Genomic DNA, 25,832 nt, shown 5'->3' on the forward strand with positions numbered 1-25,832 from the left:
AGTTAATCATTTATGGAGAAAAAACATGTTTATTCGCTTCAGGCAGGCGCTGCTGTGCCTGCTCATGCTTTGGTTGCCCGTGTCCTGGGCAGCAGAGTCAGGCTGGCTGCAATCGCCGGATAACGATCACGCCAGCGTCAGGCTGCGCGCAGATACCTCGGGCAGTAACGAAACGCGTCTTTTACTGGACGTGAAGCTCGAAAAAGGATGGAAAACCTACTGGCGATCCCCAGGGGAAGGCGGCGTTGCGCCAGCTATTGCCTGGCAGGGTGAGATGCCCAAAGTAGAGTGGTTCTGGCCGACGCCTGCGCGTTTTGACGTCGCCGGGATCACGACCCAGGGCTACCACGATCGGGTCACTATTCCGATGGTGTTTCACGGCCCGGTGCCGGCGACTATCCGCGGCGTGCTGACGCTTTCTACCTGCAGCAACGTCTGCCTGCTGACCGATTATTCCTTTAGCGTCACGCCTTCCGCGGCAGATGCTCAGTTTGCCCATGATTTCGCTCAGGCGATGGGGCAGGTGCCGGTTGAAAGCGGATTGACCGACTCGCTCAAAGCCGATTATCGCCCGGGAAGCCTGGTAATTAATGCCGTGCGTGCCGGAGGCTGGACAAGTCCGGGCCTTTATCTTGACCCGCCGGAAGAGGCCGATCTTGGTAAGCCTGCGTTCCGCATCGACGGCGACTCGCTGCAGGCCACCGTGCCGGTCAGCGACAGTTGGGGAGAAGGTGCGCCAGATTTGCGAGGGAAATCAGTCACCCTGGTGCTGGCCGACAACGGCATTGCTCAGCAAAACACGCTCACCATTGGTTCAGCACCCGCCGCGGCAGGGGGAAATGATGCCTTCCCGCTTTGGCAGGTCGTGCTGATGGCGCTGGTGGGCGGCCTAATCCTTAACCTGATGCCGTGCGTACTCCCGGTACTGGGCATGAAGCTGGGCTCTATTCTGCTGGTGCAGCAAAAAGACCGGGGCCTGGTGCGCCGCCAGTTTTTAGCCTCGGTGGCGGGGATCATCGCTTCATTTATGGCGCTGGCGCTGCTGATGACCGTCCTGCGGCTGACCAACCAGGCGCTGGGCTGGGGCATTCAGTTCCAGAACCCGTGGTTCATCGGTTTTATGGCGCTGGTGATGCTGGTGTTCAGCGCTAACCTGTTCGGCCTGTTTGAATTCAGGCTCTCTTCCAATATGAACACCCGGCTGGCAACGCAGGGCGGCAATGGCATGGCCGGGCATTTCTGGCAGGGCGCTTTCGCCACGCTGCTGGCGACGCCGTGTAGCGCGCCTTTCCTCGGCACGGCGGTGGCGGTGGCGCTCACGGCTTCTTACCCGGTGCTGTGGGGGCTGTTCCTGGCCTTAGGGCTGGGGATGAGTCTGCCGTGGCTGCTGATAGCGCTCCGTCCCGGTCTGGCGATGCGTTTGCCCCGCCCGGGCAAGTGGATGACCTGGCTGCGCCGCGTGCTTGGCCTGCTGATGTTAGGTTCGGCGATTTGGCTGGCAAGCCTGCTGCTGGTGCATTTCGGTGTTTCGACTAGCAAACCAGCGCAGGAAAATATCGCCTGGCAGCCGCTCAGCGAGCAGGCGATTCAGGACGCGCTGGCGCAGCATAAGCGCGTTTTTATTGATGTCACCGCTGACTGGTGCATTACCTGTAAAGCCAACAAATACAACGTGCTCAGCAAAGAGGACGTGCAGGCGGCACTGCAGGCACCGGATGTGGTTGCCCTGCGCGGCGACTGGACGCTGCCGTCCCAGCAAATCACTGACTTTTTGAGAAGCCGCGGCCAGGTTGCCGTGCCGTTCAACCAAATTTATGGCCCAGGCCTGCCGGAAGGCAAAGTGCTGCCGACGCTGCTCTCTCGCGATTCGGTGCTGACAACCCTGGATGATGCCAAAGGAGCGAAACCATGAAATACGCTTTTATTCTAATCCTCTCGCTGTTCTCCGGCCTGGCGCTGGCGGCAAAAGAAGTCCCCGCGCCGTTTTCCGCCGATCAACAAAAGCAGCTGGAAGTGCTGATTGAACAGGCGCTGTTTAACGATCCGGCCAGTCCGCGATTTGGTGCTAAAAAGCCCGTGTTAACCCTCGTGAATTTCACCGATTACAACTGCCCGTACTGCAAACAGCTCGATCCGATGCTGGAAAAAATTGTGGAGAAATACCCGGATGTGGCGGTGATCGTGAAGCCGCTGCCGTTTAAAGGGGAAAGCTCCGTGCTGTCGGCGCGTACTGTCCTGACCACCTGGCGCCAGCATCCAGATCAGTTCCTGGCGCTGCATGAAAAACTGATGCAGAAGAAGGGCTATCACGATGCGGCGAGCATTGCGGCTGCGGTTGAAAAGAGCGGGGCAACGCCGGTCACCCCGGATGAAAAAAGTATGGAAACCTTAAGCACCAACCTTCAGCTAGCGCGTATCGTGGGCGTGCAGGGCACACCAGCCACCATTATTGGCGATGAAATGATCCCCGGGGCGGTTCCGTGGGAAACGCTGGAAGAGGTAGTAAAAGAAAAACAGGCGGCTGCCCATGGCAAGTAAGCTGCGGCGCTGGCTGCGAGAAGGCTTAATTCTGCTGATTTTGCTGGCGGGGGTGATGCTGGTGATGGACTGGTGGCGTGCGCCCCAGTCCCCAGTGGCTTTTGATGCCACGCCGCTGCACACGCTGGACGGGCAGGATGTCACGCTCGGCGCGCTGAGCGCGGAACGCCCGCTGCTGGTCTATTTCTGGGCCAGCTGGTGCGCAGTTTGCCGTTTTACCACGCCGGACGTGGCGAAGCTGCAGGCTGAAGGGCAGAACGTGATAACCATTGCGCTTCGCTCAGGTAATGAACGCGAGGTTTCCCGCTGGCTGGCGCGTAAAGGCGTCCAGTTCCCGGTGGTCAATGATGCCGATGGCGCCATTTCCCGCAGCTGGCAAATTGGCGTCACGCCGACATTCGTCATCGTCGATAAAGGCCAGGTCGTGTCCACTACCAGCGGCTGGACGAGCTACTGGGGAATGAAAATTCGCCTGTGGTGGGCCGGCGTGTGATTCATCGTGCCGGCTTATCACCGGCACGCAGTTTTTTCCTGAAATGCACTATCGCGGTGCATTTGTACCTCTTATGGGGCATAAGCAAGCCTCCTGTTTCGTTAATCCTCGTGGGGGCTTTATCAGTTTCTCTTATTATCCAGCCTGTTATCTCGTTTGCGCCGTAAACGAAAAATGTGGCAAGCATATTGCAAAACCTTTTACGACATCACAGCCATGACTGGCACTGGCATTCCGTAATAGGGGGCAAAATGAATTTAAGACGACTGAAGTACTTCGTAAAAATTGTTGATATTGGCAGCCTGACTCAGGCCGCAGAAGTACTGCACATCGCACAGCCGGCGCTCAGCCAGCAGGTTGCCACTCTGGAAGGGGAGCTGGATCAGCAGCTGTTGATCCGCACCAAACGCGGCGTCACGCCGACGGAAGCCGGGAAGATTTTGTATGCCCACGCGCGGACGATTCTGCGCCAGTGTGAGCAGGCTCAACTGGCGGTGAATAACGTGGGCCAGACTATGCAAGGCCTCGTCTCGATTGGCCTTGCGCCGGGGATGGCGGCATCCTCTATTACCATGCCGCTGCTGCAGGCCGTGCGTGCCGAACTGCCGGATGTGCAGGTGTATTTGCATGAGAATAGCGGTTCACAGCTGAATGACAAACTGCTCAGCGGACAGCTTGATATGGCCGTGCTCTATGACCGCACGCCAACGGCGGGGCTGACCAGCCAGCCGCTGCTCAAAGAGGATTTGTTCCTCGTGGGCACCCGTGACTGCCCGGGTAACAGCGTTGATTTGTCGGACGTTGCCGCCATGAATCTTTTCCTGCCCCGCGACTACAGCGCGGTTCGCAAGCGCGTGGATGAGGCTTTCTCCCTGCGCCGCCTGACGGCAAAAATTATCGGCGAGATCGAATCTATTTCGACCTTAACTGCGGCTATTGCCAGCGGTATGGGCGTGACCGTGCTGCCGGAATCCGCCGCGCGTTCACTTGCCGATTCAGCCGGTGGCTGGATGGCACGCATTACCAGCCCGTCGTTAAATTTACCGCTGTCGCTGAACCTGTCCGCACGTTTACCGCTTTCACCTCAGGCCCAGGCGGTAAAAGAAATTCTTATGTCTCTGGTCACCCGCCCGGCGCTGGAAAATCGCGAACTGATGCTGGTGGGCTAACTCCGCTTATTACTAAATGGAATAGGTTGCTGGTTTTTATTATTTGTCCCGCCGGGGCTGTGACTTTAACAATGGTGTAAAGAACAGTCACGATCCCGGGGGCGATGTGAATTTCCAGCAACTAAAAATAATCCGCGAGGCGGCGCGACGGGACTACAATCTCACCGAAGTCGCCAATATGCTTTTCACCTCTCAGTCTGGCGTCAGCCGCCATATTCGCGAGCTGGAAGAAGAGCTGGGGATTGAAATATTCATCCGCCGCGGCAAACGGTTATTAGGTATGACCGAACCGGGTAAAGCCCTGTTGGTGATTGCCGAACGTATTCTCAACGAAGCCAGCAACGTGCGTCGCCTGGCGGATCTTTTTACCAACGACACCAGCGGTGTCCTGACTATCGCCACCACCCACACACAGGCTCGCTATAGCCTACCGGTGGTGATCAAAGCCTTCCGCGCCTTATTCCCTGAAGTTCGCCTTGAGCTGATTCAGGGCACGCCTCAGGAAATCGAATCGCTGCTGCACAGCGGCGCGGCGGATATTGGCATCGCCAGCGAACGTCTGAGCACCGATCCTCTGGTGGTGGCCTACCCGTGGTTCCGCTGGTATCACAGCCTGCTGGTTCCGCAGGGACATCCGTTAATTCATACCAGCCCGCTCACGCTGGACGATATCAGTCGCTGGCCGCTGATCACTTACCGGCAGGGTATCACCGGGCGTTCTCGTATAGACGAAGCGTTTGCCCGGCGTGGTTTAACGGCTGATGTTGTGCTTAGCGCGCAGGATTCCGACGTGGTTAAAACCTACGTTGAACTCGGCCTGGGTATTGGGCTGGTGGCCGACCAGGCCAGTGGGGAAGAAGGGAGCCTGGTGCGGCTGGACACTCGCCACCTGTTTGACGCGAACACCGTCTGGCTCGGGATCCGCCGTGGGCAACTGCAGCGGAACTATGTCTGGCGCTTTATTGAGCTGTGTAACCCTGAGCTGTCGGTCGAGGAAATTAAGCGCCTGGCGCTGGAGCCAGAAGAACCCGCCATCGATTATCAAATCTGATATTTCCCTGCCCTGAAAAGGGTAATTCAGTATTGTTAATGAAATATTAAATAATTAAATAAACCGGCGCGGGGTGAATTTATATTTACCTCGCGCTTGCTGTATTTAAAAAAATAGTGTTTGGCAAAGTATGGTTCCCCTAAAAATAGAATAAAAAAACGTTCCTTATCGCAAATCATCGATCAATCGCAAATCAATTAATAGCTTTCAGCTATCCATCTGGCCTGACCATAAGAAAAAAACGATCAAATTCATAAAGTTAATCTGAATATATCCGATAAGCCTGTACGAGGTGCTTCCATCCCTTTGTGCTATTTATTCTCTGTTGTTTAGGCGGCAGAGGATTTTGCGCATTCATAAAAATACGCTTCTCAAGGGAGAAAAAATGTCACTACATGATGTAAAAATTCGCAGCAAGTTAACGCTGACTATTGCTATTTTTATTGTGCTGATGGTCTTCAGCTCAGGGCTTTCTTTACTTAGCCTGAGCAGAGCAAATACCGGCATTCAAACTATTGTTAACGATGATTACCCGACGACCGTTAAAGCCAACGATCTGATTGATAGTTTCCAGGAGTTCGTGAATACGCAGCAGCTGATGCTGCTGGATGAAGCCGGTGTATTTCGTCAGAAGTCGGAAAAACACCTTGCGGAGATCAGTGCGCATATTACAGCGCTGCTGGCGGATCTGAACAAATCCAGTACCGACGCTGCGTCACAAAAAGCGCTGCGGGAGCTGGCCGATATTCGTAAACAGTATCTGGACTCGCGTTTTCGTATTTTACAGGCGGTGCAACAAAACGATCGCGCCGCCGCGCTGCAGGAAATGATGGCCACCACCATCCAGATTCAGGAAAAATATAAAGATAAGGTGCAAGAGCTTATCGTTATCCAGAATCAAAAAATGTCCGCTGCTGGCCAGCAGGTTGATAAAGATTACCACTCTAACCGGCTGGTCACTGTGCTTCTGACTTTGCTGAGTATCGCCCTGGGTAGCCTCATCGGTATGTTTGTGGTGCGCTCTATTACTCGCCCGCTGGTTCGCGCCGTTGAATTTGCCGGGGCGATTGCCGAAGGCGACCTTACGGGCAGCATCACGGTTACCCATAAAGATGAAACAGGCGAACTGCTGCAGGCGCTGATGAGCATGAAAGTCCGCCTGCAAGAGATTGTCCATCAGGTTCAGCAGGGATCGGAAACTATCTCTTCTGCCGCCGCGCAAATTGTCGCCGGGAACCAGGATCTTGCGGCTCGCACCGAAGAGCAGGCCAGCTCCGTAGAGGAAACGGCGGCTTCCATGGAGCAGATCACCTCCACGGTGAAAAACACCTTTGACCACACCAACGAGGCAACCAAGCTCTCTTCCGAAGCCGCAACGGTGGTGAAAAACAACGGCCAGATGATGTCTCAGGTCACCAGCAAAATGCGCGTGATTAATGAAACCTCCAACCGTATGTCGGACATCATTAACCTCATCGACTCCATCGCGTTCCAGACTAACATTCTGGCGCTGAATGCGGCGGTAGAAGCGGCTCGTGCCGGGGAGCATGGCCGTGGTTTTGCCGTGGTTGCCGGGGAAGTTCGCCAGCTGGCGCAAAAAAGTGCTTCATCTGCGAGCGAGATCAGAAGCCTGATTGAGAACTCAACCACCCAGACTCGCGAGGGCATGGGGCTGGTGGAAAAAGCGAATGCCCAGATTGCCGGTATGATCGAAAACGTGCAGGAAATGAACACCATCCTCGGGGAGATCAAGCAGGCCAGTCAGGAGCAAACCGACGGCATTTCCCAGATCAACAGCGCCATTGGTATGATTGATTCCACCACCCAGCAAAACTCCGCGCTGGTGGAAGAATCGGTTGCCGCCGCGGCATCTCTGAATGACCAGGCGAAGCAGCTGCGTGACCTGGTGCGGGTGTTCCGCCTGCAGTAATTCAGCTTTCCTTCTCAAAGCCAGCGTTAGCTGGCTTTTTTCATTTCTACGCACGGTTTTTATCTCCGGCATGACAATGCTGCTTATTATTGTTATGTTATAACATATCAATAATAGCTGCGCAGTCAGTAAGGAGTTGCAATGTCATCGTTAACACAGGCCCACAATCGGCCAAAGAAACTGCCCGTTACCGTGCTGTCCGGTTTTTTGGGTGCCGGTAAAACCACTTTGCTGAATCATATTTTAAATAACCGGGAAGGGCGGCGGGTGGCGGTGATCGTCAACGATATGTCCGAGGTGAATATTGACGCTGCGCTGGTGCGTGAGGGCGGTTCAAGCCTGACGCGCACCGATGAAAAGCTGGTGGAGATGAGCAACGGCTGCATTTGCTGCACCCTGCGTGAAGATCTGCTGGTGGAAATCAGCCAGCTTGCCCGGGAAGGGCGTTTTGATAACCTGGTCATCGAATCTACCGGTATTTCCGAACCGCTGCCCGTGGCGGAAACGTTCACCTTTGTGGACGATAAGGGGGAAAGCCTGTCCGATATCGCCCGGCTCGACACCATGGTGACGGTGGTGGACGGCTTTAACTTCCTTCGGGATTATGAATCCTACGACAGCATTCAGTCTCGCGGCGAGTCCATGGGCGAAGGGGACGAGCGCACCGTGGTCGACCTGCTGATTGACCAGATAGAATTTTGCGATGTGCTTGTACTTAACAAAACGGATCTTATCGGCGACGCGGAGAAACGCCGCCTGATGTCCGTGCTGCATTCCCTTAACCCACGCGCAAAAATCATCACTTCGGCGTTTAGCCAGGTTAGCCTTGACCAGGTTCTGGATACCGGGCTGTTTGACTTCGATGCCGCCGCTCAGGCGCCGGGCTGGCTAAAAGAGCTGCGCGGCGAACATACGCCGGAAACCGAAGAATACGGCATTCGTAATTTTGTTTTTCGTGCCCGGCGCCCCTTCCACCCGGCGCGTTTCCAGATGGTGACCGACGGCGGTCTGAAAGGCGTGATTCGCTCCAAAGGCTTTTTCTGGCTGGCAAGTCGCCCTCAGCATGCCGGATCCTGGTCCCACGCGGGCGGCGTGATGCGCCAGGGGCTGGCAGGGATGTGGTGGGCCAGCATTCCCCGTGAACAGTGGCCGCAGGATGCCGACAGCCTCCGGCACATTTTAAAGCACTGGGAAGACGGTATTGGCGATGCGCGCCAGGAGATTGTTTTCATCGGCATTGATATGGACGAGGCGAGCCTGCGCGAGAAGCTGGAGTATGCCTTACTCACCGATGCCGAAATGGCAGAAGGGCCTAAAGCCTGGGCTCGGTATTACGATCCGATTGATGCCTGGTTCGACTGACTGAAGCCCGGCTGCCCGTTGGCAGGCAACCGGGCAACCTGGCCTAGTGCAGCTCTACGGCGTAGTCATCCACCGGGGTGATTTTCTTGATCAGCTTGTTATCAAACAGGAACTGTTCGTAGGCCTGGTAGCGGGCGCGGTCGAGTTTGGCCGGGTCAGTTGCAAACAGCGGCAGGCTTGCCTGCCAGGCCTGCTTATTCAGCTCGGTATTCAGCTCCGCATGGGCTTTGGCAAAGGCCTGCCAGGTCTCCTGCGGATGTGCCTGCAGGTACTCGTTGCCTTTTTTCAGCGCGGCGAAGAATTTTTTGATCTTCGGTTCATTCGCCGTTTTACGATTCGCCACAAAAATCAGCTCATCGTAGGCGGGGACGCCGTAGTCCTCGACGTTAAACACCACCGGGGGTTTACCCTGAAGCTTCAGCTCGATCGCTTCGATATTGCGGTAGCCGCCGATCACCGCATCCACCTGGCCCGCCAGCAGAGCGCTGGTGAGCTGGAAGTTGACGTTGATGAGCTTCATCTCTTCCGGTTTGACGTGCTCATGCTCAAGCAGGGTGGCAAGCGTCGCCTGCTCGATACCGCTGACGGAATAGCCGATTTTTTTGCCTTTAAGATCCGCTGGTGATTTGATGGTCTGATCCAGCGTCATCACCGTATTCAGCGGGGTGTTAATCAGCGTCCCGACGCGCACCAGCGGCAGCCCCTGATCGGCAAAGAAATGCAGCTGTGGCTGGTAGGTAATGGCCAGATCGGCCTGCCCGGCGGCAACCAGGCGCGGCGGCAACGCCGGGTCAGACGGCGGGATGATCTTCACGTCCAGCCCTTCGGCCTTAAAAGCGCCAATTTGTTCGGCCACCATAATGGGCGCGTGATCGGGATTAATGTACCAGTCCAGCACCAGGGTCAGCTTTTCAGCGGCGGAGGCCTGAGCGGCAAAGGCGGCGGTGAGCAGCAGGCCACACAGCGTTTTTTTCATCTTCTTAATTCCTTAATTAAGGCGGTTATTCGTTGTTTTCAGGCGACCAGACAATCAGCCGCCGCAGCAGGGCATCGACCGCCAGCCAAAGCAGAACGGTCATCAGGACTAAAATAAACAGCGCGGCAAAGCAGACGTCGGTTTGCATGCGGGCGTTGGCGTTCAGCATGACGTAGCCCAGCCCTTCGGCAGAGCCCACCCATTCGCCAATAATTGCCCCGATGGGGGCGACGGCGGCGGCCATGCGCAGCCCCGAGCCAAAAGCAGGCAGCGCCGCCATCAGCCGGACGTGCCTCAGCTGCGCCCAGCGTGAAGCCCCCATCGTGCGGGCCAGATCCAGATAGTCGTTATTCACCCGGCGCAGTCCGTCAAAGAACGACGACACCACCGGGAAGAAAATCACCAGCACCGCCATCGCCACTTTGGCGCTCATGCCAAAGCCGAACCACAGCACCAGCAGCGGTGCGAGGGCAAACACCGGGATTGCCTGACTGGTGAGTACCAGCGGCATCAGCCAGCGCTGGAGGCGGGGGGAAAACATCATGCCCAGCGCCAGGCCTGCACCGAGGAGTACGCCCAGAATTAGCCCGCTGATAATCTCTGAAGCGGTGACCAGCGTGTGCCAGGCGAGATAATCGCGGCCATCCCATAACGCCAGTGCCACCGAAGCGGGAGAGGGCAAAAGAAAGGCGGGAATATTGCCGAGGGTAAGCAGATACCAAAGTAGCAGCAGCCCGGCAAAGACGGTCAGCCCGCGGCGCAGGCGTGTAGCAGGGGTGTCTGAAGTCAGCTTCATTCGGCGGCCCTGATCAACTGTTGCAGCAGCCCGGCCTGGCTTTGGAGTAGATCTACATCGTCCGGCGCGCGGGGCGGCTGCCCGGCAATAACATGCGTATCGTCGATGCCCTCAGGCCAGCGGGAGAGCACCAGCAGGCGGTGGCTGAGCCGACAGGCTTCCATCGGATCGTGAGTGATCAGCAGCACGGTATTTTTTGCCAGCAGCCTGGCCGCCAGGTCCTGAATGGCCGTGCGGGTGATGGCATCCAGCGCCGAAAACGGCTCATCCATCAGCACTATCGGGCGCTTTTCGTAAAGCGTTCTGGCGATGGCGGCACGTTGCCTCATCCCGCCCGATAGCGAAGCTGGCAGGGCTTTGGCATAGCCAGCCAGCCCGACCTGCTCAATCAAATGTTCCGTCCATTGTCTGTCGACCGCCTCACCACGCAGGCGAGCTCCGAGGGCCACGTTCTGCTCAATGCTGAGCCACGGGTAGAGCAAATCTTTCTGCCCCATCCAGGCGATACGCCCGGCAACCGGCAGACCGTCGCTGCAGGTCACGCTTCCGCCACTGGCCTGCGCCAGCCCGGCGATAATCTTTAGCAGGCTGGTTTTACCGGCCCCGCTCGCGCCCAGCAGGGCAACGAAGCTGCTGCCGGGAATATCAAAATTCAGCCGCTCAAAAATGGTCTGCTGGCCAAAGCGCAGGCTGAGATCGCGCACCTGAATGCCCGGCGAAGTCGCGCTGTCGGTCATGAGGCATTCAGCCCCATCTGCCAGAACGCGGATTCAAGCTGCGTCGCGGTGGTAAAAATCTGTGATAGCTCTGAGAAACGGCTTTCCGCGCCACGCTGGTGGCCTACGTTTTCGAGCAACTGCACAGCGGCCCGCACGCCGGTGAGGTAGCCTTCATCGCCATAGTTACGGATCCAGTTCGCGTAGGGATTGCCTGCCATCACCGTGTCGGAGCTATGCAGCAGGCCAAGGCCGATTTCTGCATATCCGGCCACGCAGGGCAGCAGCGCAGCCAGCAGATCGAGCGCGTCGCCTGAATGGCCAATATCCAGCACGTAACGGGTGTAATTCATGGTTTCTGGCGCTTCCGCCTCGGCCACTATTTGCGCTTCGTCCAGGCCCCAGCTTCGACAGTAAGCCACATGGAGCGGCAGCTCGGAGACAATGGCATTCAGCGATGCGGTCGCGGTGCGCATTTCCGGCAGCGTGCGAAGCTTGCTGACCAGCAGGGCGTAGGCGCGGGCAAAATGAATCAGGAAAAGATAATCCTGGGTCAGATAGCGCTTAAATGCGGCTTCAGGCAGCGTGCCGACAGCAAGCTGCTGCAGAAAAGGGTGATCGACGTAATCCTGCCAGTGCTGGCCGGCCTGCTCGCGCAGTCGTCCGTAAAGACCGTTTTCGAAAAGTGGGGTGTACATGGGACCTCCTGGGTAAGTGGAGATCCGGGCGCGCAGAGGTATGAACAGACAATAACAGAGCTGTGATTGCCGACCGTCCCTTCGCTGGCATGACCCAGATCAGGTTCAAAGGGTTCGGCTTACGCCATCTCAGCCCATACAGGACACCCCTCGGAGGTGCCTGTTATACGACATTTACTTTTTGATTACAATCGCCGGGCGCTGTGTCTGATCTTGCTGAAAGCGACGATCCGTTTAGTGCGGTATCGCAATATTTTGCTGGCACACGGGGCGGGAATTTTGTCACTGTAGGCCGGTTACCTACGAGTCTAAGGATGATATCCGATGAAAAAGATTGGCTTTCTCTCTTTTGGCCACTGGTCGCCTGCCGCCCAGTCCGGCACGCGCTCTGCGGCGGATACGCTGCTGCAGTCCATCGATCTTGCCGTTGCTGCAGAAGAGCTTGGCGCGGACGGCGCTTACTTCCGCGTGCACCATTTTGCTCGTCAGCTAAGCTCGCCTTTCCCGCTGCTGGCGGCCATTGGGGCAAAAACTAAACGTATTGAAATCGGCACCGGCGTGATCGATATGCGCTATGAAAACCCGCTTTACATGGTGGAGGATGCGGGCGCCGCGGACTTGATTGCCGGGGGCCGCCTGCAGCTTGGAATCAGCCGTGGCTCGCCGGAGCAGGTGATCGACGGCTGGCGCTATTTTGGCTATGTGCCGGGCGAAGGAGAGACCGAAGCCGATATGGCGCGCCGTCATACCGAAGTGTTCCTCGAGGCGCTGAAAGGGGACGGTTTTGCCGAACCTAACCCGCAGCCGATGTTTCCTAATCCGCCGGGGTTGCTGCGTCTGGAGCCGTTTTCTGCCGGGCTACGGGAGCGAATCTGGTGGGGAGCCAGCTCCAACGCGACCTCGGAGTGGGCCGCGAAGTTAGGGATGAACCTGCAAAGCTCCACGCTGAAAACCGATGAATCCGGCGAGCCGTTTCATATCCAGCAGGCGAAGCAAATCCGTGCTTATCGGGCCGCGTGGAAAGAGGCGGGCCATACGCGTGAGCCGCGCGTTTCCGTCAGCCGCAGCATCTTCGCGTTAATGGACCAGCGCGACCGCAACTACTTCGGCGGCAGCGGCAAAGAAGGCGATCAGGTTGGCTACATCGAGCCACAAACCCGGGCCATTTTCGGCCGCAGCTATGCCGCTGAACCGGAACTGCTCATTAAGCAACTGGCGCAGGATGAAGCGATTGCTGAAGCCGACACGCTGCTGTTAACCGTGCCAAACCAGCTGGGCGTGGATTATAACGCGCACGTCATCGAATCTATTCTGAAGCACGTTGCACCAGAGTTGGGCTGGCGCTAAATAAAACAGGGAAAAGGTCATGCTATGAGCGAGGATTTTTACTGGATTAATGAGCCAAAAGTCTGGCAAGAAGGCGACGGCGGGCTGACGGTTGTCACCGATGAACAAACCGACTTCTGGCGCAAAACATGGTACGGGTTTGAGCGTTTCTCCGGCCATTTTTATGGCTGCAACGTGCGGGGGGATTTTACTTTCCAGGTGAAGGTCAAAGCTGAATTTAGCGCACTCTACGACCAGGCCGGCATCATGTTGATGGGGGATGAATCCCACTGGCTAAAAGCGGGCATCGAGTTTAACGACGACGCGCCTGCCATTGGCAGCGTGCTGACGCAGGGCCATTCCGACTGGGCAACCGGCGTCTTTCCCGGTCAAGCAAATCTGTTCTGGATGCGCCTGACCCGAAAAGGGGACAGCCTGCGGCTGCAGTATTCCGTTGACGGCAAAAGCTGGCCGCTGCTGAGACTGGCGCATTTCCCCGGATTCGACGCATGCAGGGTAGGCGTGATGTGCTGCACCCCGCAGCGTGGCGGGCTGGCGGTGAACTTCGAAGAAATGATGCTGAGTGCCGCGCTGGATAAAGGACTGCACGATTTAAGTTAATCAGCCGTTTAGTCGGGCGGCGCCCCGCCAGACATTTGCCAGGCAGGGTTTCTCCTGGCGGGGACAAAGCCGGTAAAGGGGCAAATGTTTTTCCGTTGGGCATTGAAAATAAAGTGCAAACGCTTCGCGCTTCATTCAGCCCGGTATAATTCGTAGTATATTGTGAGTATTGATGGTTATCAGGTGCTCTTCATGTCTTACTCCATCGGCGAATTTGCCCGGCTCTGCGGGATAAACGCCACCACGCTCCGTGCCTGGCAGCGTCGTTACGGCCTGCTCAAGCCGATGCGAACCGATGGCGGTCATCGGCAGTACAGCGACGAAGATATCCAGCAGGCGCTTAACATTCTCGACTGGGTGAAAAAAGGGGTGCCGGTCAGCCAGGTTAAGCCGCTGCTGGCCCGGCCTGAAATGCGCCGGGCGAACAACTGGCTTGGCCTGCAGGAGAGTATGTTGCAGCGGCTGAATGAGGGGAAAATCGAATCTCTTCGCCAGCTTCTCTACGATGCAGGCCGGGAATATCCGCGCGCGGAACTGGTGACGGAAGTGTTGCGCCCGCTGCGCAGTAAAGTCTCGGCTAACGTACCGGCCATCATGACCCTGCGCGAAATTCTCGACGGCATCATTATCGCCTACACCTCGTTTTGCCTTGAAGGGGATAAAAGAGCGCCCGGTGACAACTGCCTGATTACCGGCTGGCATCTGAGTGACCCCTGCGAAATCTGGCTGGAGGCGCTCAGGCGAACCGGCCAGGGACACCGCATCGACGTGCTTCCCGTTCCGCCTGCCGTCCTGGCCCCGGAAATCTTTCCCGATCGAAAATGGCTGCTGGTCACCTCCGGTAAGCTGACGGCGACACGTAAAAAGCAGCTTGAACTCTGGCAGCAGCAGGGTGCTATGTTCGAGGTCATTCCCCTCTAGGCTCGTTTTCCCCTCCACAATATCCTCCTCCAGCGGCCCGCTGAAAACGCGGTGGGCCGAGCTGTGCTATCAAAAAATGAAAATCTACCGCATCGTTTAACTTTTTGTAAATAATTGAAATTGTTAATTTTTTAAAAATATCACAATCAAAACTTGGACAAATATAAGTATTTGTGCAAGTTTTAATTATACGATAACGTTAGGTGCTTCACCGCGAGGGTGAAACTCATGGGCACAACGCCAACCGCCATTCATCGCTTTGTTGATTATTACGCCGGGCTGGACAAGCAGTCGCCCTCGGCGCTGGCCGGGCTTTACGCCTCCGATGCCATACTCATCGATCCGTTTGGCGAGCATCGCGGGTTGCCTGAGATCCAGCGCTACTTCGCCCACCTGCTGGCCAGCGTGGTGAACTGCCGTTTTGCTATCGATCCCCCGCTATGTGATGAGGCGCGTTTTGCCGTCGGTTGGACAATGCACTGGTCTCACCCGAAGGTCTCCGGTGGAAAAGGGCTGTCCTTGCCTGGCTGTTCGGTGGTTGATCTCAAGAACGACCTGATTATTCGCCAGCGCGACTACTACGATGCCGGAGAAATGCTGTACGAACATCTGCCCCTGCTGGGTTGGGCGGTTCGCAGCGTGAAAAGAAGGGTGCGCCCATGATGACTGTCCTTATTACGGGCGCAAGCTCCGGCATCGGCGCCGGGCTGGCAAAATCCTGGGCCGATGAGGGCCATCGCGTCATTGCCTGCGGCAGAGATGCGGCGCGGCTGGCAACCTTGCAGCAGCACAGTTCAAACATCGCGGTACGCCAGTTCGATATGACCGACCGGGATGCCAGCCGCGAAGCGCTGGCCAACTGCCGGGCGGATCTGGTTATCCTTTGCGCGGGAACCTGTGAGTATCTGGATCACGGCCAGGTGGATGCCGCGCTGGTTGAGCGGGTGATGGCGACCAATTTTCTTGGGCCGGTCAACTGCCTGGCCGCGCTTCAACCTCGGCTTGTTGCCGGCAACCGCGTCGTGCTGGTCAGCTCGATGGCCCACTGGTTGCCATTTCCACGGGCAGAAGCCTATGGCGCTTCGAAAGCCGCGCTGACCTGGTTTGCCAATAGCCTGCGCCTGGACTGGGAGCCGAAAGGGATTGCCGTCACGGTGGTTTCACCGGGCTTTGTGGACACACCGTTAACTCAAAAAAACGATTTTTCCATGCCTGGCCGGGTAAGCGTTGATGCTGCGGTGAGGGCGATTCGCCGTGGCCTGGCTAAAGGCCGCGATGACATTGCTTTCCCGACGGGATTCGGCCTGGTGATGCGCCTGCTGGCGGGGTTACCCGTAGGTCTACAGCGCCTCTTTTTGCGCAGGATGGTTCGCGCATGAACATCGCTATTATCGGCGGCGGTATCGCCGGGCTGACCTGCGCCTGGCGGCTCGCCGGACATCATCAGGTCACCCTCTTTGAGGCGGGTTCCAGCGTGGGAGGCCACACTGCCACCGTGGATGTTGCTACGCCGCAGGGAACCTATGCCATAGACACCGGGTTTATTGTCTATAACGACAGGACTTATCCGCGGTTTATGGGCCTGCTGAGCGAGCTTGGCATCCGTGGGCAAAAAACGCAGATGAGTTTTTCGGTGCATAACCCGCAAAACGGGCTGGAATATAACGGCCACACATTTAGCTCGCTGTTCGCCCAGCGTCGCAACCTTTTTAACCCGTCATTTTGGGGACTGTTAAAAGAGATTGTCCGTTTTAACCGGCAGGCAAAAGCCGCGCTGGCGGGAGAGATTGATGCCCTGGCGACGTTGCAGGATTTCCTTGCTCAGCAGCAGTTCAGCGCCTTTTTTGCACGTCACTACATTTTGCCCATGGGGGCTGCTATCTGGTCCTCGTCGCTGGAAGAGATGCGCCGTTTTCCTCTGGCGCTGTTTCTGCGCTTCTTTGAGCACCATGGCCTGCTGGATATTACTCAGCGTCCCCAGTGGTACGTGGTACCCGGTGGTTCTCGGGAATACATCCGGGCGATGCTGGCACAGCTGGGTGAAAGGCTGACCGTGCATCTCAACTCGCCGGTGCAGTGCGTTGTCCGTCATCATGACGGCGTTAACATCCAACTGGAACACGCAAGCCAGGCGTTCGATCAGGTGATTTTTGCCTGCCACTCGGCTCAGGCGCTGGCGATGATTGAGCACCCCACTCAGGCCGAGCACGAAGTGTTGGGCGATATTGGCTGGCAGCGTAACGAGGTGGTGTTACACAGCGATCGCCGCTGGCTGCCGGTGCGCGAACGCGCCTGGGCAAGCTGGAACTATCGCTTGAGTTCGCAGGAGCGGGCCAGCGCCTGCGTCACTTACAACATGAACATTCTGCAAGGGTTGCCGAAAGAAGCGCCGCTGTTTTGCGTGACGCTTAACCCGGAAACGCCCATCGATTCCCGCTTCGTCTGGCAGCGGTTTGTTTATGAGCACCCGCTCTTTAACCCTCAAAGCTGGCGTGCGCAGGCGCGTCGCGGCGAGATTAACGGCCACCAGCGAAGCTGGTTCTGTGGTGCCTACTGGTACAACGGTTTTCATGAAGATGGCGTGCACAGTGCGCTGGATGTGGTGCAAGGCATTGCGGCCGGAGGAGGGCAATAAGATGAACAGTTGCCTTTATGAGGGGATCTTGCGCCACCGCCGCCTTCAGCCTAAAACGCACCACTTTACCTATCGTGTGTTCATGGCCTGGCTTGATTTAGACGAGCTTGATGCGCTGCCGGGGATTGGCATTCGCCGTAACCGCTTCGCCGCTGCCGCTTTCCACGATGCGGATTACCCGCTGGGTACGCCGCTCAAAGAGAAAGTCCTTGCGCGGGTGAAAGACCTGACAGGGGAGCAGCCTGCAGGGCGAGTTATACTTCTGACCCAGCTGCGCTACTACGGCTTCCACTTTAACCCGGTCAACTTTTACTACTGTTATGCCGGCGACAACAGCCTGCGCTGGGTGCTTGCCGAGGTGCGTAATACTCCCTGGAACGAGCGCCATTACTATGCCGTGGATGGACAGACGTCACGTCCGATTGAAAAAGCCTTCCACGTTTCGCCGTTTAACCCGATGGACATGGTGTACCACTGGCGTTTTAACCCCCCCGGCAAAACGCTGCACATGCATATTGAAAATCATCAGGCCTCGAAAGTGTTTGATGCCACGCTGTTGCTGCGCCGTCAGGCCCTGACGCGCAAAAATCTGACGTCCATGCTGCTGCGTTTCCCGGCGATGACGTTAAAAACTGCGGTCGCCATTTACTGGCAGGCGCTGCGGCTGTGGCTCAAACGTGTGCCTGTTTACAATCATCCGGCCAGCAGGAGTGAACGTTCATGACCAGTCCCGCCTTTGCGCTTGAACCTGATGTGCCGCGCAGCGTCCGCATCGCACGCTGGCTGTTGTTTCGCTTGTTGAGCGGTATAGAGCAAGGGTCTGTCACCGTGCGTGAAGGATCGCAGATCTTCCATTTTGGTGATGCAGCCGCCTCACTTAGCGCCGGGGTGCAGGTTATCTCCCCGAGAGTTTACTGGCGAGTGCTCACCGGCGGGAGCCTGGCGGCCGCCGAAGCCTGGATGGATGGTGACTGGGAGAGCGAAGAGTTAACCCCGTTACTGCAAATTCTGGCGCTAAACGGGCGTGTTTTAGGGCGGCTGGAAAACGGTTTCCGCCTGCTGGGTAAACCCGTGGAGCGTTTTCACCACTGGACGCGGCGTAATCACCGGGAGCAGGCGCGGGAAAACATCGCCGCACATTATGATTTGGGCAATACCTTTTATTCGCTATTTCTCGATCAAGAACTGCTCTACTCCAGCGCGCTGTTTGCCTCTGAGGAGCAGGATCTTGTTCAAGCCCAGCGTGCAAAAATGGCGCGCCTGTGTGAACAGCTGACGTTAAAGGCAAGCGATCATCTGCTGGAGATTGGCACCGGCTGGGGGGCGATGGCGGAGTACGCCGCGTCTCACTATGGCTGCCGGGTTACCACCACCACGCTGTCCCAGGAGCAATACGACTGGGCGAAGGCACGCATCGCTCGTGCGGGACTGCAGGACAGAGTCGAAGTGCTGCTTTGCGATTATCGGGATTTGACCGGGCAATATGACAAGCTGGTTTCGATAGAGATGATCGAGGCAGTAGGGCAGCGCTATCTGCCCGCGTTCTTTCGCACCTGCCAGGCACGCCTGCGCCCGGGAGGAAAAATGGCGATTCAGGCCATCACCATTCAGGACCAGCGCTACCGGGACTACAGCAAAAGCGTCGACTTTATCCAGCGCTACATATTTCCCGGCGGTTTCTTACCCAGCGTGACGGTGATGAGCGACCTGATGACCCGCCACACCGACTTTGTGGTGCGTAACTTGTTAGATATGGGGCCCGATTATGCCCGCACGCTGGCGCACTGGCGGCAGCGTTTTATTCATGCCTGGCAGGAGATTGAGGCGCTGGGGTTTGACGCCCGCTTCCGCCGGATGTGGCTTTATTACTTCGGCTACTGTGAGGCCGGATTCAACGCCCGCACCATCAGCGTGGTGCAGCTGACCGCAGAGCGGGTATGAAACGCTATCTGCAAGTTTGTCTGCTGCTGTGTCTGAGCGCGCTTTCGTCAGCGGCCCACGCTGCCGACTGGCTTAGCTGGCGTAAAGTGGGAGACGCGACCCTGACCTGGGGGCCGTTTACCGTCTATACCTCTCAGCTGCGCACGCCGGATGGGCGCTATCAGGGGCTGAAGCAAGATCAGGCGTTGATCATTACCTATAAGCGCGATATCGACCGCCAGGCGCTGGTGGATGCCACCCGCGAGCAGTGGCAGGCGCAGGGTATCCTGGCGAGCGAACCGCGAAGTGAGGCCTGGCTGCGGATGCTGCAAACGCTTTGGCCGGATGTCACCACAGATGCGCAGCTGGCTTTTGTCCTGACTGACGGGCAGGGCCAGTTCTGGTATCGCGCCTCTGCGGCGCAAAAAAGCTTTACGCCACTAGGGCCGCGCCAGACTGCTGATTTCAGTACGCGCTTTCTGGCCATCTGGCTGGGACCCCGAACGCAATACCCTGAGCTGCGCCAGCAGCTGACCGGAGGTGAAAAATGAAACGCATACTGTTACTCACTCTGGGGATGCTGATGCTGTTGGCTGGCTGTAGCACCGAGATTACTGATTATCGTCACCAGCAGCCTACGCTAGACATCTTCCATTATTTCCAGGGCAAAACTGAGGCGTGGGGCATGGTGCAGGATCGCAGCGGGAAACAGCTGCGCCGCTTTCACGTTGAGGTCGACGGCAATGTGGTGGGGGACACCCTGACGCTGAATGAACATTTCCTCTATGACGATGGGGAACAGCAGCAGCGGGTGTGGCGCATCCGCCGCGTCAGCGCGGAACGCTTCGAGGGTACGGCCGGGGATATCGACGGCGTGGCGACGGGCCAGGCCGCAGGCAACGCTTTTAACTGGCGCTACAGCATGAATGTTAAAGCCAACGGCAGCACCTGGCTGCTGCACTTTGACGACTGGATGTACCTCCAGGACGACAAACATATCTTCAATAAAACCGAGATGAAAAAATTCGGGGTTACCGTAGGCACAGTCACGCTGTTCTTCACCCGAAAAATTTAGTCAGAGAGGATAAAGCGATGAGCACCAAACCTGTGATTGGGATCAGCGGCTGTTTAACCGGTTCTGCCGTGCGATTTGATGGCGGGCACAAGCGAATGGCCTTTGTCATGGAGGAACTGGCGCAGAGCGTGACCTTCAAACCGGTCTGCCCGGAAATGGCTATTGGTCTGCCTGTTCCCCGGCCCGCTCTTCGCCTGGTGAAACTGGGCGAAGGGGAGATCAGAATGCGTTTTAGCCAGGCGCCGCATGACGACGTCACGGAGAAAATGGCTGATTTCGCCACAAACTACGTCTCGGGTCTGGATGGGCTGGCTGGATTTATCGTTTGTGCTAAATCGCCGAGCTGCGGGATGGAACGTGTCAGGCTGTACGACGTGAAGGGCAACCCTGGCCGCAAGGAGGGCGTGGGGACGTTCACCCAGGCGTTGCTGAAGACATTCCCCTGGCTGCCGGTGGAAGAAGATGGTCGCCTGCACGATCCGATGCTGAGGGAAAACTTTGTGGAGCGCGTTTTCGCGCTGCATGAACTGAACACGCTGCGGGCTAACGGCCTGAGCCGCCGCGCGTTACTCGATTTCCATAGTCGGTACAAACTTCAACTGCTGGCGCACCATCAGGCGGGCTACCGCGAGATTGGCCCTTTCGTCGCCTCGCTGCATGAGTGGGACGAGCTCGACAGCTTCTTTGTGGCCTACCGTGAGAAGCTGATGGCAATCCTTAAAACGCCCGCCTCGCGGAAGAATCACACCAATGTGTTGATGCATATTCAGGGGTATTTTCGTCCCAGGCTGAATACTCGCCAGCGCGGTGAGCTGCGGGATGTGATCCTGCATTATCGCGACGGGTTGTTGCCGATCCTGGCGCCTCTGACGTTGCTGAAACATTATCTGGCGGAGTACCCGGATCGCTATCTGCTGACGCAGAATTACTTTAATCCTTATCCGGATTATTTAGCGCTGCGGCTCGGCGTAAATTAACCGACCAAATGAAGGAGGCCGAACCTGCATTCGATCTCCGGTCTAACGCTTCGGCTGCAACTCATAAATCCACGCGGTGACGGTGCGGCCATCAGGCGTGGTGACCTCGACTTCTACCCGGTCGTATCCGTCTTCAAATTCATCCAGCATCGGCCAGTGCTCGCTCAGGTTTTGGGATAAAAACAGATAGCCGTGAACCTCCGGGCCATTTTTATCCAGCACGATGCCGGGGAAGTCGGCGGCAGCGCCCCAGCCGCGTTGGTAGAAAGTGCCGCGCACATAGCCCGGCAGCCACTCGCCGCCGATGTTTTCCATAATGTGGACGTTAACGTGCCCGGGACGAAGCGTGCCGTAAACAAACAGTGATTCCATTTTCCCTCAACGCGTAACGCAGCTAAATCAGGACCAGAGCAGGGGATTCAACATACGGCGTATTGCGGCGGCTGGCAACGGGAAAGCAGGGGGATTAATTCAAGGGATGCATGCTGATGAAAATCGTCGGCATCCTGGTACTGTTCAGAGGCTGTGTCGTGATAGTTACTCCGTTTATTTAAACCCTGGCCAAGAACATAAACATCACCCGTTGCTGGAGATACAGCTTCCGGTAACATGAACTGACCCCGGAACTGCTGGCAACAATGGATCAATCCTCGTTTACGGCGGAACTGCTGGCCGGAATGAATGATGAAACGCGAATGCTCATCTCTGACCAGCAGGAATATTGTCGCCAGTATCCTGTTAATACCATATATCGTAGCAACCTTATCAGAGAGTGCGGAACAGTTCGGGCTGCCTACAACGGAAAACAGATCAAAATTTCAGGCGGCAGAAAGGTTAAGGTTAGAAGGTGATGAAATTGAAAAAAATTGAATTAACGGGAGTTGCTGATGTGGATCATAAATCGTATATAGCGATTGCTTAGGCTTAATCCTTATATGATTATTTCTCACCCCCAAGAATTTAGCCTGGGCAATATTCTAATTCGATGTATCTTTTGGGACTTGTAAAGGGATAGTAATTACAATTAGTTGTTAGATTTATGATGATTAGGGAGATTGTCATGTCAAAATATCACGAGCCTATGTTGCTACACCCCTCTCGATTATTTTCATCTGTCGGGACCTGCGGTACCAATGCTTCTGAAGATGTAAAAAATATCCAGAAAATGATGCTGGATGCTGGTTATCAGCAAGCTACAGGGAGACATCTACGTATAAATGGGCAGTGTGGTCAGCAAACCATAGAGGCTATTCGTTGGTATCAGCGTTTGCTGAACATGCATCCGTCTGGATTAGTTCATCCAGTGGACAGTGCATTTATGGTGGCGCTTGAGAATGCTGCTCCGGGCTGGCGACCAAGACACCAGCATGGACCATTAAGGGTAATGGAAGGGCAGATCACTTTTGATGCGGAGGGCGCTGATTATGTTACCGCTGTGGCACCGTTCAGACAGCACCGAACGCCTTACTTTTCGAGGATACTTCACTGGCCGACTGATGTTTCGTCCGGTGTTACTCTGGGGCGCGGCTATGATATGGGAAATCGTTCCACTGGCGAAGTCTTTGCAACATTGCGTGGAGCAGGATTGGAAGAGTATAAGGCAAGGCTTTGTTCCAGAGCTGCCGGGCTTAAGGGGAGGCTAGCAGGTGAGTTTGTGAAGGTGTACGGGCCATTAGTGGGAGAAATCACCCATCAGCAGCAAATCAGGCTCTTTGAAATTGCGTACAGAGAAAAGCTCGAATATACAAGGGGCGTCTATAGCCGGGTATCAAGGCGAATACCTGATGCTCCAGCATGGCAAAGTTTTGAACAACGGATAAGAGATGTTTTGGTTGATATATTTTTCCAAGGGGTGGAGAATGCTGAAGCATTATTCAGAGCGGCAATAAAAGGAAAGTCCGCCCTAATTGAACTTATCCGAGCATCATCTATTTATATGTCATATGAAAGCAACAGGAAAAGGTTAAGGTATTTGAAATGAAAGAAAAAATATTTTCATTAATAGTGGTGATGATGTTTTCCTTGCCTTCCTATGCGGGGTTGTCAACCGGAAATGAAAGAGACGCCTGTTTTAAAGAGCATAAGGAAATTGCTGATGCATATAATTGTCTCTATCAAAAACGGGTAGAGAGTGATAATCAGTTAGATGTTTTGATATCTGAAATCAGTAAAAAAATTATATCCAACTATGATTATCCCACAGAGAAACCTGATAGTTCTGATGAAACTGTTGGCTCCGTATATAATAAATATTTTTTAGATTCTCAGAAAGCCTGGATGACTTACAAGAAAAATCTTTGTCTCGGTGTGGCAAGTTCAATCGGGGAGGCGGCGCGTGATTATCAATCATATAAAGATCAGTGTGAGATAAACCTGAACAAGCTTCATATAGAAGAACTTCATATCATGGATTTACCTCCTGCCAAGTAAACATACAGGGGAGCATATTCGGGGTCAGGGTCACTACACTGAAAGAGCGTGTTTTATCACGCCTGGCCTTTAGCTCTTTAACCTCTGCCTGTTTCTTTGCATTAGGTCAATGCCCTGAGCAAAGAGTCTTTTAGCTTCATCACGGCGCTGCCTTGCATCAGCAAGTGAAACAGCAGGGTAGACACCTATAGAGAAGATTTTTTGCTTCCCGTCGAAGCGGTAAGCATTTGCCAGTATTTGGAACCTTTAGGGCTAACGCGAAGGAACATACCAAAGCCATCGGTCAGCTTGTATTACTTATCAAGGGGTTTGGCGTTTTTTACTTTAGTATCAGGAAGTGGCATAACGGCATACCCCGCTTGTTGGTAAAAACGCAATCGAGCTACCATTACCTACATATTTACCAGCTAATAGGTATGGCTTCGGGTGGTTTTTAGTGAACGAGGGTGAACCTGAAGAAGGGGATAACCAACTGATAGAAATGCAGAAAGCAGACGTCAGTGAACGTCTGCTCCCTTAAATATGGCTCCTCTGACTGGACTCGAACCAGTGACATACGGATTAACAGTCCGCCGTTCTACCGACTGAACTACAGAGGAATCGTGTGAACGGGGCGAATATTAGCGTCGGCCATAAAACCTGTCAACAGTAAAAGTAACGCATTAATTCATATGGTTAAATTTACGCCTCGTTGCTGATTTAATGCACCGTATTTCCGGCAGTGCCGGGGGAGTTTTCACGCTCAACCAGGCGCTGGAGCGGATCCTGCCCATAGAACTGGCAAAAACGCTGGTAAAGCGAGGCGAAACGCGGCGTGAACAGCTGTGGCGCGCTGAAGAAATATTCGGAAAGCACGGCAAAACATTCAGCTGGATCGGTGGCGGCATAGGCGTCGATGCTGGCGGCATTTTCGCCCACCATGTCGATTTCATCCTGAATGCTGTCCATCGCGGCGTGGAGGTCGTGTTCCCAACCGGCCACATCCCGCAAAGCAATTAACGGTACGCCGCTGGCGCGGTCGCCGTTGCGGCTGTCCAGCTTGTGGGCAACTTCGTGAATAATCAGGTTAAAGCCGGAGGCATCGAAGGAGTCCTGCACGTCCAGCCAGTTAAGCACGATAGGGCCCTGCTGCCAGCTTTGCCCGGACTGCACCACCCGCTGGCTATGCACCAGGCCGAAGTCGTCCTGCCATTCGTCATCCACAATAAACGGCGCAGGGTAGAGCAAGATTTCGTGGAAACCGTCCAGCCATTCAATGCCCAGTTCCAGCACCGGCAGGCAGAACAGAAGTGCAATACGTGTGCACTTCAAATCATCCAGCTCAAAACCCTGCAGCGGAACCAGCCGTTTTTGCTGTAAAAAACGGTCCGCAAGGCCAATTAATTTCTGCTGCTCGGTTTCACTGAGTGATGCCAGCACGGGAATGGCTAACGCTTGCTCCCACGGTAACGCGGGGGCGGCGCTTGAATCGGTTGCTTTCCAGGGCCACTTAATCATGTTACTTGCTCGCAAAGTCATCGTTTGAACTGAAACGAAAGAACCCAGACTGTTAAAATGCCGCATAACCTGGCATGATGGCAACCACCAGAACGGAGAGATGCCGGAGCGGCTGAACGGACCGGTCTCGAAAACCGGAGTAGGGGTAACTCTACCGGGGGTTCAAATCCCCCTCTCTCCGCCAATTATTCAAGCACTTATCGCATTTCATTTCAGTGACCAATCTCTCGCTCCCGCAATACAGGTAACCTTATGTGTGACAGTAACGCCTGGCATCGGCTGCGATTTCCCTGTTGTTGAAATACCGCCGCGCATTAAGTTCTATACTCTCCCGAGGATTTTGTACAACGGGAAAAAATATGCTTAATACTTACGTTATCCTTGCCATCTCTATATGTGCAGAAACGCTGGCGACCACCATGATGAAAGCCTCTGACGGGTTCAGCCGTCTGGTTCCCAGCGTGGTGGTGGTTGTGGGCTACGCAATTTCATTCTATGGCCTCTCCCAAGTGGTGAAGACCATGAATATTGGTATCGCCTATGCGATCTGGGCGGGGATGGGAATATTCCTGGTTTCGGTGATGTCATTTCTGTTTTATAAACAAAAACTCGATCTTCCGGCTATCGCAGGCATGTTGTTTATTGCCGTGGGCATCATGATTATTCAGCTTTTCTCAAAGTCTGTTACCCACTGACAGCCG

General features: G+C 55.5%; 27 protein-coding genes, 2 tRNA genes, 1 pseudogene and 1 riboswitch. Of the genes and pseudogenes, 22 read left to right on the plus strand and 8 right to left on the minus strand.

Annotated elements, in window-relative coordinates:
• Positions 1 to 25 precede the first annotated feature (25 nt).
• The 7 genes from ACREYP_RS08110 to zigA all read left to right on the plus strand — a co-directional run bounded on the left by ACREYP_RS08110 (position 26) and on the right by zigA (position 8,543).
• On the plus strand, positions 26 to 1,912 hold the full coding sequence (locus ACREYP_RS08110; RefSeq protein ID WP_336818014.1) for a protein-disulfide reductase DsbD family protein: 1,887 nt from the start codon (positions 26 to 28) through the stop codon (positions 1,910 to 1,912).
• Positions 1,909 to 2,538, plus strand: a complete 630-nt coding sequence (locus ACREYP_RS08115) for a DsbA family protein (protein WP_498881249.1) — start codon at positions 1,909 to 1,911, stop codon at positions 2,536 to 2,538. The genes ACREYP_RS08110 and ACREYP_RS08115 overlap by 4 nt, the downstream gene beginning before the upstream one ends.
• Positions 2,528 to 3,031, plus strand: a complete 504-nt coding sequence (locus ACREYP_RS08120; RefSeq protein ID WP_008457996.1) for a protein disulfide oxidoreductase — start codon at positions 2,528 to 2,530, stop codon at positions 3,029 to 3,031. The genes ACREYP_RS08115 and ACREYP_RS08120 overlap by 11 nt, the downstream gene beginning before the upstream one ends.
• Before the next feature lie 251 nt (positions 3,032 to 3,282).
• Complete coding sequence (nac, locus tag ACREYP_RS08125) at positions 3,283 to 4,200, plus strand: nitrogen assimilation transcriptional regulator NAC (protein ID WP_008458002.1); 918 nt, start codon at positions 3,283 to 3,285, stop codon at positions 4,198 to 4,200.
• Between the two features lie 106 nt (positions 4,201 to 4,306).
• Complete coding sequence (gene cbl / locus ACREYP_RS08130; protein ID WP_008458004.1) at positions 4,307 to 5,251, plus strand: HTH-type transcriptional regulator Cbl; 945 nt, start codon at positions 4,307 to 4,309, stop codon at positions 5,249 to 5,251.
• A 385-nt stretch (positions 5,252 to 5,636) separates the two neighbouring features.
• Positions 5,637 to 7,181 (plus strand): methyl-accepting chemotaxis protein, encoded by a 1,545-nt coding sequence (locus ACREYP_RS08135; protein ID WP_008458007.1) that lies wholly within the window; start codon positions 5,637 to 5,639, stop codon positions 7,179 to 7,181.
• A 141-nt stretch (positions 7,182 to 7,322) separates the two neighbouring features.
• The gene (zigA, locus tag ACREYP_RS08140) at positions 7,323 to 8,543 is read left to right on the plus strand and encodes a zinc metallochaperone GTPase ZigA (protein WP_008458009.1); all 1,221 of its coding nucleotides are present in this window, start codon (positions 7,323 to 7,325) and stop codon (positions 8,541 to 8,543) included.
• A 43-nt stretch (positions 8,544 to 8,586) separates the two neighbouring features.
• On the opposite strand, the gene ACREYP_RS08145 is transcribed toward zigA, so the two are convergent.
• Genes ACREYP_RS08145 through tenA form a run of 4 tightly spaced genes read right to left on the minus strand, consistent with a single transcriptional unit; the run spans position 8,587 to position 11,729 of the window.
• Entirely contained in the window at positions 8,587 to 9,519 is a 933-nt protein-coding gene (locus tag ACREYP_RS08145; RefSeq protein ID WP_166991404.1) for an ABC transporter substrate-binding protein, read from the minus strand.
• 25 nt (positions 9,520 to 9,544) lie between these two features.
• Positions 9,545 to 10,315: an ABC transporter permease gene (locus ACREYP_RS08150; protein WP_336818015.1), complete on the minus strand. Its 771-nt coding sequence runs from the start codon at positions 10,313 to 10,315 to the stop codon at positions 9,545 to 9,547.
• Positions 10,312 to 11,052, minus strand: a complete 741-nt coding sequence (locus ACREYP_RS08155; protein WP_336818016.1) for an ABC transporter ATP-binding protein — start codon at positions 11,050 to 11,052, stop codon at positions 10,312 to 10,314. The genes ACREYP_RS08150 and ACREYP_RS08155 overlap by 4 nt, the downstream gene beginning before the upstream one ends.
• On the minus strand, positions 11,049 to 11,729 hold the full coding sequence (gene tenA, locus ACREYP_RS08160; RefSeq protein ID WP_336818017.1) for a thiaminase II: 681 nt from the start codon (positions 11,727 to 11,729) through the stop codon (positions 11,049 to 11,051). The genes ACREYP_RS08155 and tenA overlap by 4 nt, the downstream gene beginning before the upstream one ends.
• A gap of 59 nt (positions 11,730 to 11,788) precedes the next feature.
• Positions 11,789 to 11,890, minus strand: a riboswitch (TPP riboswitch).
• 163 nt (positions 11,891 to 12,053) lie between these two features.
• Here tenA and ACREYP_RS08165 point away from each other — a divergent pair.
• The 11 genes from ACREYP_RS08165 (at position 12,054) to ACREYP_RS08215 (ending at position 21,204) form a co-directional block, all read left to right on the plus strand.
• Complete coding sequence (locus ACREYP_RS08165; RefSeq protein WP_008458018.1) at positions 12,054 to 13,076, plus strand: LLM class flavin-dependent oxidoreductase; 1,023 nt, start codon at positions 12,054 to 12,056, stop codon at positions 13,074 to 13,076.
• A gap of 24 nt (positions 13,077 to 13,100) precedes the next feature.
• Positions 13,101 to 13,676 (plus strand): DUF1349 domain-containing protein, encoded by a 576-nt coding sequence (locus ACREYP_RS08170; RefSeq protein WP_336818018.1) that lies wholly within the window; start codon positions 13,101 to 13,103, stop codon positions 13,674 to 13,676.
• Positions 13,677 to 13,868: 192 nt separating this feature from the next.
• Entirely contained in the window at positions 13,869 to 14,597 is a 729-nt protein-coding gene (locus tag ACREYP_RS08175; RefSeq protein WP_008458022.1) for a MerR family transcriptional regulator, read from the plus strand.
• A 228-nt stretch (positions 14,598 to 14,825) separates the two neighbouring features.
• Positions 14,826 to 15,260 (plus strand): nuclear transport factor 2 family protein, encoded by a 435-nt coding sequence (locus ACREYP_RS08180; RefSeq protein ID WP_336818019.1) that lies wholly within the window; start codon positions 14,826 to 14,828, stop codon positions 15,258 to 15,260.
• Complete coding sequence (locus tag ACREYP_RS08185; protein ID WP_336818020.1) at positions 15,257 to 15,976, plus strand: SDR family NAD(P)-dependent oxidoreductase; 720 nt, start codon at positions 15,257 to 15,259, stop codon at positions 15,974 to 15,976. The genes ACREYP_RS08180 and ACREYP_RS08185 overlap by 4 nt, the downstream gene beginning before the upstream one ends.
• Positions 15,973 to 17,232 carry an NAD(P)/FAD-dependent oxidoreductase gene (locus ACREYP_RS08190; RefSeq protein WP_008458030.1) on the plus strand — a complete coding sequence of 420 codons (1,260 nt, stop codon included), beginning with the start codon at positions 15,973 to 15,975 and terminating at the stop codon, positions 17,230 to 17,232. The genes ACREYP_RS08185 and ACREYP_RS08190 overlap by 4 nt, the downstream gene beginning before the upstream one ends.
• Position 17,233: 1 nt before the next feature.
• Complete coding sequence (locus ACREYP_RS08195) at positions 17,234 to 17,956, plus strand: DUF1365 domain-containing protein (protein ID WP_336818021.1); 723 nt, start codon at positions 17,234 to 17,236, stop codon at positions 17,954 to 17,956.
• Complete coding sequence (locus tag ACREYP_RS08200) at positions 17,953 to 19,173, plus strand: class I SAM-dependent methyltransferase (protein ID WP_336818022.1); 1,221 nt, start codon at positions 17,953 to 17,955, stop codon at positions 19,171 to 19,173. The genes ACREYP_RS08195 and ACREYP_RS08200 overlap by 4 nt, the downstream gene beginning before the upstream one ends.
• Positions 19,170 to 19,703, plus strand: coding sequence for a hypothetical protein (locus ACREYP_RS08205; protein ID WP_008458039.1), 534 nt, complete (start codon positions 19,170 to 19,172; stop codon positions 19,701 to 19,703). Before ACREYP_RS08200 ends, ACREYP_RS08205 begins: the two co-directional genes overlap by 4 nt.
• Positions 19,700 to 20,227 (plus strand): DUF3833 domain-containing protein, encoded by a 528-nt coding sequence (locus tag ACREYP_RS08210; protein ID WP_008458041.1) that lies wholly within the window; start codon positions 19,700 to 19,702, stop codon positions 20,225 to 20,227. Before ACREYP_RS08205 ends, ACREYP_RS08210 begins: the two co-directional genes overlap by 4 nt.
• A 17-nt stretch (positions 20,228 to 20,244) precedes the next feature.
• On the plus strand, positions 20,245 to 21,204 hold the full coding sequence (locus ACREYP_RS08215) for a YbgA family protein (protein ID WP_336818023.1): 960 nt from the start codon (positions 20,245 to 20,247) through the stop codon (positions 21,202 to 21,204).
• Positions 21,205 to 21,246: 42 nt separating this feature from the next.
• Here the strand turns inward: ACREYP_RS08215 and ACREYP_RS08220 are convergent, their stop codons facing one another.
• The gene (locus ACREYP_RS08220; RefSeq protein ID WP_008458045.1) at positions 21,247 to 21,576 is read right to left on the minus strand and encodes a gamma-glutamylcyclotransferase family protein; all 330 of its coding nucleotides are present in this window, start codon (positions 21,574 to 21,576) and stop codon (positions 21,247 to 21,249) included.
• 688 nt (positions 21,577 to 22,264) lie between these two features.
• Between ACREYP_RS08220 and ACREYP_RS08225 the strand changes: the two genes are divergently transcribed.
• Positions 22,265 to 23,185, plus strand: coding sequence for a DUF8812 domain-containing protein (locus ACREYP_RS08225; protein WP_008458048.1), 921 nt, complete (start codon positions 22,265 to 22,267; stop codon positions 23,183 to 23,185).
• A complete protein-coding gene (locus ACREYP_RS08230) occupies positions 23,182 to 23,634 on the plus strand; it encodes a lysozyme inhibitor LprI family protein (RefSeq protein ID WP_008458050.1) in 453 nt (150 codons plus the stop codon). The genes ACREYP_RS08225 and ACREYP_RS08230 overlap by 4 nt, the downstream gene beginning before the upstream one ends.
• A gap of 31 nt (positions 23,635 to 23,665) precedes the next feature.
• Here the strand turns inward: ACREYP_RS08230 and ACREYP_RS08235 are convergent.
• The 3 genes and pseudogenes from ACREYP_RS08235 to mtfA form a co-directional block, all read right to left on the minus strand.
• Positions 23,666 to 23,921 (minus strand): annotated as a pseudogene (locus ACREYP_RS08235) (Arm DNA-binding domain-containing protein); the annotation flags it as partial.
• A gap of 236 nt (positions 23,922 to 24,157) precedes the next feature.
• Positions 24,158 to 24,233: transfer RNA gene (locus ACREYP_RS08240), tRNA-Asn, on the minus strand.
• A 100-nt stretch (positions 24,234 to 24,333) separates the two neighbouring features.
• Complete coding sequence (gene mtfA / locus ACREYP_RS08245; protein ID WP_008458051.1) at positions 24,334 to 25,131, minus strand: DgsA anti-repressor MtfA; 798 nt, start codon at positions 25,129 to 25,131, stop codon at positions 24,334 to 24,336.
• A 94-nt stretch (positions 25,132 to 25,225) separates the two neighbouring features.
• Here mtfA and ACREYP_RS08250 point away from each other — a divergent pair.
• Both ACREYP_RS08250 and ACREYP_RS08255 read left to right on the plus strand, forming a co-directional pair.
• Positions 25,226 to 25,315 (plus strand) — tRNA-Ser (locus tag ACREYP_RS08250).
• 175 nt (positions 25,316 to 25,490) lie between these two features.
• A complete protein-coding gene (locus tag ACREYP_RS08255) occupies positions 25,491 to 25,826 on the plus strand; it encodes a DMT family transporter (protein ID WP_008458053.1) in 336 nt (111 codons plus the stop codon).
• The last annotated feature ends 6 nt before the right edge of the window (positions 25,827 to 25,832 follow it).

Origin of the sequence: Enterobacter sp. TMH.L2 (assembly GCF_050847315.1) — a bacterium.
In the GTDB taxonomy this organism is placed as follows: Bacteria; Pseudomonadota; Gammaproteobacteria; order Enterobacterales; family Enterobacteriaceae; genus Cedecea.

What these genes read in the sequence shown, in the direction of transcription:
- ACREYP_RS08110 (WP_336818014.1), top strand. Translation starts at nt 26, where the DNA reads ATGTTTATTCGCTTCAGGCAGGCGCTGCTGTGCCTGCTCATGCTTTGG.
- ACREYP_RS08115 (WP_498881249.1), top strand. Translation starts at nt 1,909, where the DNA reads ATGAAATACGCTTTTATTCTAATCCTCTCGCTGTTCTCCGGCCTGGCG.
- ACREYP_RS08120 (WP_008457996.1), top strand. Translation starts at nt 2,528, where the DNA reads ATGGCAAGTAAGCTGCGGCGCTGGCTGCGAGAAGGCTTAATTCTGCTG.
- nac (WP_008458002.1), top strand. Translation starts at nt 3,283, where the DNA reads ATGAATTTAAGACGACTGAAGTACTTCGTAAAAATTGTTGATATTGGC.
- ACREYP_RS08135 (WP_008458007.1), top strand. Translation starts at nt 5,637, where the DNA reads ATGTCACTACATGATGTAAAAATTCGCAGCAAGTTAACGCTGACTATT.
- zigA (WP_008458009.1), top strand. Translation starts at nt 7,323, where the DNA reads ATGTCATCGTTAACACAGGCCCACAATCGGCCAAAGAAACTGCCCGTT.
- ACREYP_RS08145 (WP_166991404.1), bottom strand. Translation starts at nt 9,519, where the DNA reads ATGAAAAAAACGCTGTGTGGCCTGCTGCTCACCGCCGCCTTTGCCGCT.
- ACREYP_RS08150 (WP_336818015.1), bottom strand. Translation starts at nt 10,315, where the DNA reads ATGAAGCTGACTTCAGACACCCCTGCTACACGCCTGCGCCGCGGGCTG.
- ACREYP_RS08155 (WP_336818016.1), bottom strand. Translation starts at nt 11,052, where the DNA reads ATGACCGACAGCGCGACTTCGCCGGGCATTCAGGTGCGCGATCTCAGC.
- tenA (WP_336818017.1), bottom strand. Translation starts at nt 11,729, where the DNA reads ATGTACACCCCACTTTTCGAAAACGGTCTTTACGGACGACTGCGCGAG.
- ACREYP_RS08165 (WP_008458018.1), top strand. Translation starts at nt 12,054, where the DNA reads ATGAAAAAGATTGGCTTTCTCTCTTTTGGCCACTGGTCGCCTGCCGCC.
- ACREYP_RS08170 (WP_336818018.1), top strand. Translation starts at nt 13,101, where the DNA reads ATGAGCGAGGATTTTTACTGGATTAATGAGCCAAAAGTCTGGCAAGAA.
- ACREYP_RS08175 (WP_008458022.1), top strand. Translation starts at nt 13,869, where the DNA reads ATGTCTTACTCCATCGGCGAATTTGCCCGGCTCTGCGGGATAAACGCC.
- ACREYP_RS08180 (WP_336818019.1), top strand. Translation starts at nt 14,826, where the DNA reads ATGGGCACAACGCCAACCGCCATTCATCGCTTTGTTGATTATTACGCC.
- ACREYP_RS08185 (WP_336818020.1), top strand. Translation starts at nt 15,257, where the DNA reads ATGATGACTGTCCTTATTACGGGCGCAAGCTCCGGCATCGGCGCCGGG.
- ACREYP_RS08190 (WP_008458030.1), top strand. Translation starts at nt 15,973, where the DNA reads ATGAACATCGCTATTATCGGCGGCGGTATCGCCGGGCTGACCTGCGCC.
- ACREYP_RS08195 (WP_336818021.1), top strand. Translation starts at nt 17,234, where the DNA reads ATGAACAGTTGCCTTTATGAGGGGATCTTGCGCCACCGCCGCCTTCAG.
- ACREYP_RS08200 (WP_336818022.1), top strand. Translation starts at nt 17,953, where the DNA reads ATGACCAGTCCCGCCTTTGCGCTTGAACCTGATGTGCCGCGCAGCGTC.
- ACREYP_RS08205 (WP_008458039.1), top strand. Translation starts at nt 19,170, where the DNA reads ATGAAACGCTATCTGCAAGTTTGTCTGCTGCTGTGTCTGAGCGCGCTT.
- ACREYP_RS08210 (WP_008458041.1), top strand. Translation starts at nt 19,700, where the DNA reads ATGAAACGCATACTGTTACTCACTCTGGGGATGCTGATGCTGTTGGCT.
- ACREYP_RS08215 (WP_336818023.1), top strand. Translation starts at nt 20,245, where the DNA reads ATGAGCACCAAACCTGTGATTGGGATCAGCGGCTGTTTAACCGGTTCT.
- ACREYP_RS08220 (WP_008458045.1), bottom strand. Translation starts at nt 21,576, where the DNA reads ATGGAATCACTGTTTGTTTACGGCACGCTTCGTCCCGGGCACGTTAAC.
- ACREYP_RS08225 (WP_008458048.1), top strand. Translation starts at nt 22,265, where the DNA reads ATGTCAAAATATCACGAGCCTATGTTGCTACACCCCTCTCGATTATTT.
- ACREYP_RS08230 (WP_008458050.1), top strand. Translation starts at nt 23,182, where the DNA reads ATGAAAGAAAAAATATTTTCATTAATAGTGGTGATGATGTTTTCCTTG.
- mtfA (WP_008458051.1), bottom strand. Translation starts at nt 25,131, where the DNA reads ATGATTAAGTGGCCCTGGAAAGCAACCGATTCAAGCGCCGCCCCCGCG.
- ACREYP_RS08255 (WP_008458053.1), top strand. Translation starts at nt 25,491, where the DNA reads ATGCTTAATACTTACGTTATCCTTGCCATCTCTATATGTGCAGAAACG.